This window comes from Pedobacter chinensis, from assembly GCF_003339865.1.
Taxonomy (GTDB): domain Bacteria; phylum Bacteroidota; class Bacteroidia; order Sphingobacteriales; family Sphingobacteriaceae; genus Pedobacter; species Pedobacter chinensis.
Genome location: NZ_QPKV01000001.1, coordinates 187,283 through 199,644, shown reverse-complemented (window position 1 = coordinate 199,644; position 12,362 = coordinate 187,283). Strand labels below are relative to the sequence as shown.

Sequence of the window (12,362 nt, the reverse complement as noted above, 5' to 3'; positions counted from 1 at the left end):
TTTCACTAGTTATTATTTTTTCACTTGTGCTCAAGCTTGCTTCGCAGGTCTTTTGCGGTCAAATGAAAAAAACCCGTCTGGCTAAGACATCACTAAAAGAACCACCCCGCCTTACAGGCACCCTTAAGAGGGGAATTCCCCTCATAATTTTATATTTTTCATCGAAATAAAGCAATCTGTCTTTTAAAACAGATTGCTTCGGCTCGCTCATTCCCTGCCTCGCAATGACGATTTATCTATTTGTGACCTAACCTTTACTCCTCCAATATCACTCGATTTATAGGCGCTTTCTACAGCAGCCATGGTTTGAATCACATCTTCTACACTTGTATGCAAGACAGCTGTTGATCCTTCATTATACCGCATTAAATTGGCCATTGTTCCAATAAAAGCTTCAGGAAACCAGGAGCCATCCAGTTTTATGGTTTGCCATTCCGGAGATTTCCCATCTTCTACAATGCAGTATTCAAAAACATCAGGAACACCATGCGGATAATCCATCAATAAACCTATTTTAGCTACAATTGATCCTTTCGTTCCCTCCCACTTAATATAACTTTCCTGGTGCTTCGACCCGAAATCATGGTCATGATTGGTATTAATTACTGCATGCATGGTATCGCCGTAATCCAGTAAAATTGTAGAACGGGAAGACGATAAACTCTTGGCAGGGTGTTTTAAGGTTTTTGCTAAAACACTTTGAGGATTACCTAAAAACGAACGAATTAAATCTACATAATGAATGCTGTGATATTGAATTTCGAGCCTCGGATGGATAATGACATGGGGAAAAATCTCCCAGGGTGTTTTAATCGTGACCCGAATTTCCATATCGTATAACTCGCCAATCAAACCTTGATCAATCATATATTTTGCTGCACTTACGAAAGGTGCAAAACGCAGCTGAAAGTTTATGGCTGCCTTTAAATTTTTCGCTCTGCACAATTCGAGAATTTCATTGGCTTGCGCAAAATCATCGCCCATTGGTTTTTGGATCAGAACTGCACTTCCATCGGGCAACTGCTTTAAGGTTTCAATGTATTGCTCAGGCATGATGGTTAAATCGTAAACCACATGTTCTGGCGCAAGCTTTACAGCTTCGGCCACTGAGTTATAAACATTTGGAATTCCAAAATCAACGGCCAGTTTTTGTGCACGTTCTTTGGTCCGGTTCACAATCCCATGAACTTCAAAACCTGCGATTTTGTAAGCAGGAAGATGCGCATCAGCTACAATTCCACCGGCACCAATGATGATGATGGGCTGCCTGGTTTGAGGTAATGCTGGCTTATATTTAATATCGATACTCATTTGTCAATTTCATTAATCTGGTTTTGTGCAATTCGAATTAACTCTTCAGTTGACACATTTGTATTAATCGCCTGCAAAACCATTTTATCAATTATCGCAGCAATTGCTGCCCAATTTTGTTTTTGAGGCAACGTATTCGCCACCTCGTGCAATTGCGCTAATTTAAAGTAGTAGGGAATGATTTCATTGATTCCCTCATCTTTCCAGGTTGAAAGCCTGCAACCAATTCCACCTTCCAGAGTGAGCTGTTTATCCTGCTCTTCAGCTAATGCAAAGCGAAGAAAATCGTATGCAATGGTTTTATTTTTGCTGCCCTTAGCGATGGTATAAAGCCAATAAACATTTAAAGAAGCTGATTTTTCATTTACAGCTGATGGCAGTAATTCCACATCGATTTTACCTTTTACCTTAGAATTTGCATCCACTTCGCACATGGCGGCAAAGCCAAACCAATTGATCATCATCGCCGCTTCTCCTTGTGAAAAGGCAATTCCTGCCGCTACAGATTCAAATTCAGCGGATTTTGGATGAACTGCAGTTTGATCGTTTACAATTGTGCGGTAAAAATTCAATCCATCAACCGCAGCTGGTGTATTGATTTGGATGAACCCGTTTTTATCAACCAATGTTCCTCCTCTCGTCCATAATTGCAAACAAAAATCAAAAACCGTGTTGTGGCCATCAGGATAGCAAGCGAAAATACTACCATAAAGGTTATTAGCCGGGCGATTAAAAAACTGCGCTGTCTGATGGAAATCTTCCCAGGTTTTTGGTACTTCTAAAGGCTTACCGAATTGAGCTAAATAGTTGGCTTTTTCGGTTTCGCTTTCAAATAAATCTTTCCTGTAGATAAAACATTCTGGGCCATCGTGAAATGGAAAACCCACTATTTCCCAGCCAAATCGTTGTAAGCCTAAAAGCGATTTGCTCCATCCTTTCGGAAAATCTTCGGGTTTGTTTTTATTGATGTAAGGGTTTAAAATCTCGAAATCCTGGTTGGAATGTCCCTCCAAAACCCAATCAGTGCTAATGTGAGCGATATCGAAATCGCCATTAGCCAAACCTTTTTGAGTGATGGCTGCACTGTAAAGTTCATGCAAATCCATTACCACCATTTCCAACTTTAATGTACAGCCCGAAAACGCACAATATTTATCCCAGAATTTCTGCATGGCAGATTCAAACGGGGCAAATTTGCGAACGGCTATTTTGAAGGTTTTTATTTGGTTATGCATTTGCAATCGTGTTCTGTGTTATAAATTCTTTGATAATTTTTTCATTATCCTGTCCTAATTTTGGCGAACCTTTCGATGAAGTAAGCAATTCTCCATCAATACGAATCGGGCATCTGGTAGTCTCATATTTGTAACCATCAACCATTTCCACTTTCTGGATCATCTTCAGCACCTTGAAACCATCGTGAGCCATCAATGCATTCCAGTTCAAAACATCGGCACACCAAATATCGGCTGGTTCCAAAATAGAAAGCCACTTTTCCGTAGTTGCTGATAAAAGATGTTCAGCCAAAATTGTTTTGATCTCATCCCGCTTATCGAAAGCTTCGCTTAGTTCAATATAATCTTCCAGTTTCTCGCAGCCAAGTAAATTACCAAGCTGAGGAATTGAACCCATTGCCAGGGCTAAATATCCGTTTTCTGTTTGATAAATACCATACGGAGCACCTAAATATGCGTTTGCATTGTTCTTTTGCGAGCGTTCAGGTAAACATCCGCCATCATTCATAAAAGTGGTGATGGTTTCAAACTGGAAATCGTAAGCCGATTCCATCATGCTTATCTGCACAAATCCGCCCTCATTTTTTATCGCTTTACGATATAAGCAGGCTAAAAGTCCTTGTGCTAAATGCGCACCCGCCAACATATCCACAATGGATAAACCCATTGCGACAGGGCCACTATCAGCATTGCCGGTTAATGAAGTCAGGCCGGTAACAGATTGTAAAAGCAAATCCTGACCAGGTTTGTTTTTCCATTCGCCCTCCGTTCCGTAACCTGAAATTTCGCCATAAACGATTTTAGAATTTAGCGCTGCTACAGATGGATAATCAAAGCCTAAACGTTCCATTACACCCGGACGAAAATTATGGATCATTACATCTGCTTTTTTAAGCAGTTCGCGGACCATTTCGCAATATTCTTCTTTTTTTAAATCGACTTCAAAACTTTCTTTATTTCTATTGATGGCATGAAAAACCGATGATTCGCCATTCATGATCAGGTTTGAAGTATAAAGTGTACGGCAAATATCGCCCACCCCTAAACGTTCAATTTTGATTACACGGGCACCCAGATCGGCAAGGCGTAAACTTGCCGATGGCCCCGAAAGAAACTGGCTAAAATCAATAACTAAATAATCTTCAAGCGGTAGCATAATTTTATTTTTTCTTACAAACCTTGGCATACTGAATTCATTTCAGCATCTTTTTGCCATCATTACCCTGAAATGAATTCAAGGTAATGGACAGGCTCAATTTATTTTATTTCCTTTTGTCATTCTGAGTGCAACGAAGATCTTCAACGGATTAGCATTACCATAATCCATCCCACCTAATCTGGTTCTGTGGTATATTCTGTTGCAATTTTCCATGGCATGAGATTCTTCACTACGTTCAGAATGACAACTGTTTATGTATGGATTTCTAATTCAAACTCTTTATTAATATCTGGTGTATTTAAACCCAGTTTTGGTGCTGGCCTTGCAGCAAATAACTTTTCATTATCCAATCGAATCGGGCTTACGGTCGTTTTTATTTGTTTACCACCACCTAAATCCAGATTCTGTTCGATATCGAGAATCTTATACGCATCCAGCGTTGTAGCGGTTTGATAGTTCAACACTTCAGCACACCAGATTCCACGATCTTCTAAAAGGTTAACCCAGGTTTTGGTATTTTCTCTTTTAAATGTTTCAGACAGGCGAACAATCAATTGATCCCGATTTTCGAACGCAGAACCCGCTTCTACATATAAATCAGCAATGTCACAATTAATGATTGAACAAATGTTGGGCAGATTACCCATTGCCATGGCGATATAACCATCTTTGGTTTCATACATGCCATAAGGTGCACTCAAATAAGCATGTGCGCTACCTTTTGCTCCGCTTCTATCGGGTAATTTTCCACCGTCATTAAGATATGTAGTCAATACTTCGAATTGTACATCAAGAATCGATTCGAGTAAACTTACTTCAACCAATACACTTTTATTGGTTTTTGCTCTTTTGATCAAAGCGGCCATAATTCCTTGTACCAGGTGGTTCCCGCACATAATATCGGAAACAGAAAGCCCGAATGGAACTGGCCCATCAATATCTACACCTGATAAAAATGTTAATCCTGAAACCGCTTGTACCAGTAAATCCTGGCCAGGTTTATTTTTCCATGGCCCCTCACTACCATAACCTGTAACTACGCCGTACACTATTTTAGGATTGATGTTCTGAACGTTTGCATAATCTAACCCGATCTTCTCCATTACACCCGGGCGGAAATTATGTGTCATTACATCAGCTTTGCTGATTAATTTCTTCAACCTTTTCAAATCCTCTGGATTTTTCAAATCGGCAGTATAACTTTCTTTATTACGGTTAATGGTATGAAAGAGCAGGCTATCCTCATCAACGAAAAGGTTTTTAATGGATAACTGGCGACAAGCATCGCCTGTATTTGGCCGTTCGATTTTGATTACACGAGCGCCTAAATCTGCCAGTTTTAAGCCAGCAGATGGTCCTGCCAAAAACTGGCAAAACTCTAAAACTAAAAGTCCCTCTAATGGTCTGTTCATGATAACACTAAGCTTTTAGATTTCTGATATAATTCATTTATAGCCGATAAAACCTGAGTTTCATTGCCGCCGTTCATTAAATAATCCCGAATAACATCGCCTGCATGATCCTGAAAATACATCGAACCGTGGTAACGCGGGCGAAGAAAAGCTCTTTGCAAAGCGGGTAAAGTATTCAAAAAATAATTCTGACTTTGACGGTTTACTTCTTCATTTTTCCATGCAGCTAAATGCCCTGGTTGTCCACCGCTTTCAAAAAACAATGTGGATTGACAAATTGGAGAACCTACAAATTTTACGTATTCTGCCGCCATATCAAGCTCCTCACATTTAGCAGAAATGGCCAAACCAGTTCCCCCTAAAGTACTTCTCAAATTTGTTTTACCATTAAGTGAAATCATGTCGTGGAAATGAAGTATTTTGCGGGCGTAACCATTTCTCGAGTAATTTGAATAACCATAAGCGAAAGGACAGTAAGCAATCTCATCGGTTAAAGTCATCGCCTCGTAAACCTGAATCGGGTTTCTGTTGAAGTTCGCCTTATCCATTCCGGACGCCAATTCACAATACATTTTCAAAGCTTTAACGCCAGTTTCTGTGGAAACAACTTTCTCATCATTTTGACAAGGGTCTTCGCCTAAAGAGCAGCAAAGCGTATAAAAATTCATTAAAACGTCAATCGGAATTCCTGCAAAAGCAACCAATCCTTTATTGGCAAGGGCTAATAAATCTTCGAAAGATTTGGGCAATTGCAGTCCTTTTTCGATTAATAAGTCTGGTCTGGATGCGGCTACAGGTGTTGCTGCATCAATTGGCAAAGCCCATAAATGTTCATCATAAAAATAACTTTCGTAAGATTGACCAACGGAGTTTTCTTTCTGGTCTTTCAAATATTCATCAGAAAGGTAAAAATCTAAAGGCAAAATTGATTTTGTTTTTGCTGCAAAACCAGCCCAGGGATGGTCAATAACCAATAAATCAAATTGCTCTGCCAATTCCTGAATCGAAAAATCGGCAAATTGCTGCAAACTTCTTTTTTCCCAAGTGATGTGAACATTTGGGTGTAATTCAGAAAATCGCTGTGCTGTTGCCACCATCGGCAACAGCCCACGACTGTGATTCCAGGTTATTCCTTTTAAATTAATTGTCTTCTCCACTTAATTTCCTTTTTTTATTTTCTAAACTTTGCCGTCATTGCGAGGTACGAAGCAATCTCATTAACTAATAGATTGCTTCAGCTCGCTCAATCCCAGCTTCGCGATGACGAGTCGTTTATACCAGTCATGTTTAAAATTTTATTCTTTTTACTTTATTGTTTACTTCCTCCTTTTTACCCTCAAAAGGCAACAGATAAAAGCTGTAATTATAATCTTTAGATGGAATTTGATATTGCGGTAACGGTTCAGCAACATCGCTCCAACTATCGTTTCCACCAACACCCATTTGGATTAAATCGACATTTACAGTCAAACAACCTGCATCATTTAATTTATTGGTATGTTTTGCTGTTTGAACATTTTCATCCGTATAAGGACTGGCACTCATGCTTAACAAGCTATCGGCAACGAAAATTAAACCTTGTTTTTTTGATGGGTTTGAAAAGTACATCCAACGCACATCGGTACGGTTTCCATTTTCTCGCGGAACAGCGTAATGTTCCATAAAATCATTAATCTGCTCGCTATAAATTGCAACATCAAAACCGTAATTTTTATCAATATAATTTTCCATCGGGCCTTTTCCATACCAGGAAATAGTATCGTAATTCCGAAGAATTCCCATTTGCATCCCCACTTTCGGAATATTGGGCAAACCTGGTTTTACTTGTAAAGCGTAATCAACTTTGATGGTTCCTGTTCCGGAGATTTGATAGCTCACTTTAACTTTTGCACTGTCGTTAATCAAACTGTACTCGCTTGTAATCAATAATCCAGAACCATTTTTACCATCAAATTTTGCTGCTGTGCCCGATAAAAACTTTAAATCATTCGCATACCATTGCTTAAGTTTTTTGTTCGATTTCCAGCCGCGTTTGTCATTATCCGTTAGCGGACGAGTAAAATGGGGCAACAACGGTGCAAAAATTTGCTCTTTGCCTTTCCATTTATAAGAAACCAATGCACCATTCTTTTTGCTGATTCCAATCTCAAAATTTTGTCCCGAATAGCTATCTAAATCTGAATTGCTGAAATATTTTGGCGGAGTGATTTTATCGATGGTATTAGGTTTGGCCAAGCCTGTTAATGCAAACTGATTGGAAGCCACTTCAAAACCTTTTTTCGCCCAAAGTTCATCCTGACTTAAAGCGAAATGGATATCGGCCAAGTATTCTGAACCTAATTCCATCTTTGGCAAATACCTTGAAATATTTAATAAGGTATCTCTCCCTGCTGTCAGATTAATCGCTGGTAAGATTTTCTGACTAACCACGGCTCCATCTTTACGAACAATTAATGTAACGGTGTAAGCATTTAAGTTTTTAACCGCATGGCGATTGGTAATTTTAATGGTCTTTCCTGCCTGATCAGCTAATTCAGTTTCTGCCCCCTGATAAACCCGCTTGCATTCGTACATTGCACCTTTGGGTGTTCCATCAGAGTTTACCACACCTTTAATCGTGAAATTATCGAAATACTTTTCGCCGAAATCTCCGCCATAAGCGTAAAATTTATTACCTGCGCTGTCGGTTTGTAAAATTCCCTGGTCTTTAAATTCCCAAATGGCACCACCAATTACACGGGGTGTAGAGCGAAAAACATCCCAAAAATCTTTCATGTTACCAACTGAATTTCCCATTGAGTGTGCATACTCCACAAAGAAAATGGGCCGATTATCACCATTCTGCTGTTCTGCAAGCATTTTTGGGGTGTAAATACCCGGATACATTCTACTCACAATATCCACGTAAGGTTGGTCTAGCGGATTTTGCAGGCGATGCGAATGATCATTTGGCTTTAAATAGATTGGATTGCCTGGATCTATATAGCCATCCAAACGAGGATTTCCCATTGCAGGTTCATAATGCACTGGTCTTGTTATATCAAAATCGTGAATCCAGGCTGCCATTGCCGCATGGTTTGGCCCACTTCCCGATTCATTTCCTAAACTCCATATGATGATACTCGGATGGTTTTTATCACGCATAACCATTCTGCTGCTGCGTTCTAAATAGGCTGCTGTCCAGGTTGGATCATTACTTAATTTACCGCCTAAACCATGCGTTTCCAGGTTCGCTTCATCAATTACCAAAATGCCATATTCATCACATAAATCGTATAAATATGGGTCCATTGGGTAGTGACTGGTACGAATACAATTGAAGTTGAACCGTTTGATGGTTTGTACATCATTCAAAATATCAGCACGACTTAATGCTTTTCCCTTGGTAGGATGATGATCCGGGCGATTGATCCCATATAAATAAGTTTCTTTTCCGTTAATTAAAAGTTTGCCATTCGTTTTAGAAAATTCAACACTTCTAAAACCAACTTTACAGCTTTTAACCTCCAAAACTTTACCCAAACTATCTTCTAAAGAAATGGTAAGTGTGTATAAATTTGGCACTTCATCACTCCATTTTGCAGGATTTTTAATTTTAGTTTCAAGCAAGCCGAATTTTACATTATCTAAACGAGGCCAGATTTCATTAATAATGCTTTCAGCACTTCTTTCCAAAGGTTTATCTAAAACAGCTGCGCCATTTTTATCGAAAAGCGATGCTTTCACTTTGTAGCCTTTAACCTCTTTACCCGTTAGGTTTTCGATTCTCGGACGGATACTTAACGTTGCGTCTTTATAATCTTTATCTAATTTGGTTTGAACGAAAAAATCGGCGATTCTCAGTTTCGGTTCTGCTAAAAGCATTACTTCGCGATGAATGCCACTTAAACGCCAATGGTCCTGATCTTCAAGGAAACTTCCATCTGTCCACCGCATAACCTGAACCGATAAAATATTCTCTCCAGCCAGTAAATATGGTGTAATGTTAAATTCAGAAGAGAGAAAACTGTCTTCGGCATAACCTAAAAATTTACCGTTCAGCCAAACTTTATAGCCTGAACTTACCCCGCCAAAATGTAGCGTAATATTCATATCTTTCCAGTTTTGAGGAATGGAAAAAGTGCGTTGATAGCTGCCTACTCCATTATAATCCATTGGTGGATTTGGCGGATTAACAGGACGAAAAGGGTAAACCGCACTTTTATAAATGGGTTTATCATAACCTTTCATTTCCCAGTTGGATGGAACTTCTATTTTTTTCCAGCCGCTCACGCGAGATTGATAAAAATCTTTTGGTGCATCTGCAGGTTTAATGGCAAAAGAAAAGTCCCAATCGCCATTTAAGCTAATCATTCTGGTAGATTGATCTCTGTTGCCTTTTTTTGCTTCGTCTACATTGGTAAAAGAATAAGCGGTTGCACGAGCAGCATCGCGGTTTATGCCGCTAACAAGCTGATCTTCCCAAGGTTCTTTGCTATAAATTTGAGGCACCTTTTGAACGGCGGTTGGCGTTTTATCAACGAGTTGGGCGGATGCCGAAGTTGCCAGCAAGGTTAAGCATATGAATTTTAACCATCTAAGACGTTTAAGAACATCTAAGTTTTTCGAAGCTGAAAAACTTTTGCAAAAAGATTGCTTTGTCGTACCTCTTCGCAATGACGACAATGGGAACTTCATTGCGATGCACAGTCTATCCCGACCGTTCGGGAAAGCAATCTCTATATAATTAGGTCTCTTCATCATTTACCTGTATTAATTGTGATTGATGAAGAAGACAAACCATTAGATGTTGCAGTTAATTTAATGCTTCCACTTTTTTCTGTTGATTGAAGAATGGCCAGACATAAGCCATGGAAAGCTTTACGATGGTTTGCTTTAAAAGGTTCAAGACTGGCCTGAAATCCATTATCCACCCCAGCAATAAAACCAGATCCTTCCACTTTAAATTCAACCAGATGATCGGCATCCGGAACTAAGTTGCCCGCTGCATCTAAAATGCGAATGGTAACGAAAGATAAATCCTTTCCATCTGCCTTGATGTTTTTTCTATCGGCCATCAGCTCGATTTTAGCGGCTGCTCCGGCAGTTTTTACCTCACGAATTAACACATCCTTACCATTTTTACGGGATACTGCTTTTAAGGTTCCAGGCACAAAATCCACATTCCAAAGTACATGTAAATCATTACCTTGCTTTGATTTCTTCCCTAACGATTTTCCATTTAAGTACAATTCCACTTCATCGGCACTGTTGTAGTAGGCCCAAACTTCTACTGATTTCCCTGGCTCCCAATTCCAATGTGGCAAAATGTGTAGTACAGGTTTGTTTGTCCATTCACTTTGATACAGGTAATAAGAATCTTTTGGGAAACCTGCTAAATCCACAATTCCAAAATATGAGCTTCTGGCTGGCCAGGGATAAGGTAAAGGCTCGCCGAGATAATCAAAGCCTGTCCAAACGAATAAACCTGAAACATGCTCATATTTTTTGGCTTCTTTCCAGGTTTCTTCATGCGTTGAACCCCAGTATGCCGAAACGTTATCATAAGAAGATGCCGACCATGCTGCATTGCCCTCTGTAAATTTCGTTTTTCCATCTTTCGGCCAGCGGCGAATGGTATCTGCAGTATCGTAAAAACCTCTTGTTTCTAAAGCTGAAGTTGTTTCTGTGGCCAAAAATTTAACTCCGGGATAGTTTTTAGGGAAATCTTTATAAAGTTTATGATTGTAGTTTAGTCCGTAAATATCAAGTGCATTGGCCTGATAAATAAAGTTTTTCTTCGCATCTGTTTCAGTTAAAGCAGAAAGTACAGGACGGGTTTTATCCAGATTTTTAACAATGCCCACCAATTTTTTCGTAATCGCAATGCCTGTACTATCAAACTGTTCCCGAATTTCGTTACCAATGCTCCAAAGGATAATTGACGGATGATTGCGGTCGCGTTTTATCATATCTTCCAAATCTCTTTGGTGCCATTCAGGAAAATTCAAGTGGTAATCATTTTTAGTTTTCTTTTTTGCCCACATGTCAAATGCTTCATCCATTACCAGAAAACCCATTTTATCACATAAATCCAAAAACTCTGGTGCCGGGGGATTGTGAGCTGTACGAATCGCATTCACGCCCATCGCTTTCATGATTTCGAGCTGGCGTTCCATGGCCCTAACATTTACGGCAGCACCCAAAGCACCTAAATCATGGTGCAGGCAAACACCTAAAATTTTCATTGGTTTTTCATTTAACGAAAAGCCTTTTTCTGCATCAAAATTGAAAGATCGAATACCAAATTTGGTTTCATAAGTATCGATTACCTTTCCATTTTGAAGGATTTGAATAAGCAATTTATATTGATAAGGATTTTCGACAGACCAAAGAATTGGATTTTTGACTTCCAGATTTCCTTTTATGATTGCACCCGAAATATCAACATTAACCAGCTGAGGTTTATTCTTGATGATTAATTTCCCTGAAGTATCATAAATCAAACTTACCACAATTACAGATTGTGATTTTAAAGTTTTATTCTGAATTTGTGTCTGAATATCAACTTTACCCGAAGCATCAGCTGTGACAAAAACGCCCCATTTTGCAACGGCAACCTTTGATGTTGATGTTAACCAGACATTTCTATAGATTCCCGAACCTGAATACCAGCGTGAATCGGGTTGTGCCGAATTATCAACCTTAACGGCGATAATATTTTTTCCAGGTTTTAGAAATTTACTGATCTCGTACGAGAATGAGCTATAACCATAAGGTCGTTTGCCTAAATAATGACCATTAATCCAAACTTCACTGTTTTTATAAACGCCATCAAATTCGATGGTTATTAATCTATTTTGAAAATCAGCAGGTGCTGTGAATTCTTTCCTGTACCAGCCAATACCAGTTGGCAAACCACCACCCTCAGGTTTTGCAGGATTTTTCTCGTCGAATTCCCCCTCGATGCTCCAATCATGCGGCAAGGTTAACCTCCTCCATTTCAAATCACTGTATACGGGAGATTTAGCCCCTGGTTCATCGCCTAAAAAGAATTTCCAGTTTTTATTAAAGCTGGTTCTAGTCCGTGCCCCGGAAACAGTCGTCATTGCGAGGCTTGGATTGAGCGAACTGAAGTAATCTGATTTTGCGAAGATTGCTTCGGTTCCCGGCAGAACGGTATTCGTAGATTTCGCCTCGCTATAACGTGATGCAAGAAACACCAAAAGCGTTAACCCAAAAATTCTATATTTCAGTTGAAGCATC

7 protein-coding genes are annotated in these 12,362 nt (G+C 39.4%); all 7 read right to left on the bottom strand.

Going from position 1 to position 12,362, the window contains the following annotated elements:
• Positions 1-207 precede the first annotated feature (207 nt).
• Entirely contained in the window at positions 208-1,311 is a 1,104-nt protein-coding gene (locus tag DU508_RS00820; protein ID WP_115400948.1) for a Gfo/Idh/MocA family protein, read from the bottom strand.
• Positions 1,308-2,546 carry an extracellular solute-binding protein gene (locus DU508_RS00815; RefSeq protein WP_115400947.1) on the bottom strand — a complete coding sequence of 413 codons (1,239 nt, stop codon included), beginning with the start codon at positions 2,544-2,546 and terminating at the stop codon, positions 1,308-1,310. The genes DU508_RS00820 and DU508_RS00815 overlap by 4 nt, the downstream gene beginning before the upstream one ends.
• Positions 2,539-3,702, bottom strand: a complete 1,164-nt coding sequence (locus DU508_RS00810; protein ID WP_115400946.1) for a CaiB/BaiF CoA transferase family protein — start codon at positions 3,700-3,702, stop codon at positions 2,539-2,541. Before DU508_RS00810 ends, DU508_RS00815 begins: the two co-directional genes overlap by 8 nt.
• Before the next feature lie 254 nt (positions 3,703-3,956).
• Positions 3,957-5,117 carry a CaiB/BaiF CoA transferase family protein gene (locus DU508_RS00805; RefSeq protein WP_115400945.1) on the bottom strand — a complete coding sequence of 387 codons (1,161 nt, stop codon included), beginning with the start codon at positions 5,115-5,117 and terminating at the stop codon, positions 3,957-3,959.
• Positions 5,114-6,274 carry an ABC transporter substrate-binding protein gene (locus DU508_RS00800; protein WP_115400944.1) on the bottom strand — a complete coding sequence of 387 codons (1,161 nt, stop codon included), beginning with the start codon at positions 6,272-6,274 and terminating at the stop codon, positions 5,114-5,116. Before DU508_RS00800 ends, DU508_RS00805 begins: the two co-directional genes overlap by 4 nt.
• Before the next feature lie 130 nt (positions 6,275-6,404).
• Positions 6,405-9,860, bottom strand: a complete 3,456-nt coding sequence (locus DU508_RS00795) for a glycoside hydrolase family 2 TIM barrel-domain containing protein (RefSeq protein ID WP_233509368.1) — start codon at positions 9,858-9,860, stop codon at positions 6,405-6,407.
• Complete coding sequence (gene galB / locus DU508_RS00790) at positions 9,857-12,361, bottom strand: beta-galactosidase GalB (RefSeq protein ID WP_233509367.1); 2,505 nt, start codon at positions 12,359-12,361, stop codon at positions 9,857-9,859. Before galB ends, DU508_RS00795 begins: the two co-directional genes overlap by 4 nt.
• Position 12,362 lies beyond the last annotated feature (1 nt).

Coding starts and splice junctions, on each gene's coding strand:
- DU508_RS00820 (WP_115400948.1), bottom strand. CDS start 1,311: ATGAGTATCGATATTAAATATAAGCCAGCATTACCTCAAACCAGGCAG.
- DU508_RS00815 (WP_115400947.1), bottom strand. CDS start 2,546: ATGCATAACCAAATAAAAACCTTCAAAATAGCCGTTCGCAAATTTGCC.
- DU508_RS00810 (WP_115400946.1), bottom strand. CDS start 3,702: ATGCTACCGCTTGAAGATTATTTAGTTATTGATTTTAGCCAGTTTCTT.
- DU508_RS00805 (WP_115400945.1), bottom strand. CDS start 5,117: ATGAACAGACCATTAGAGGGACTTTTAGTTTTAGAGTTTTGCCAGTTT.
- DU508_RS00795 (WP_233509368.1), bottom strand. CDS start 9,860: ATGATGAAGAGACCTAATTATATAGAGATTGCTTTCCCGAACGGTCGG.
- galB (WP_233509367.1), bottom strand. CDS start 12,361: ATGCTTCAACTGAAATATAGAATTTTTGGGTTAACGCTTTTGGTGTTT.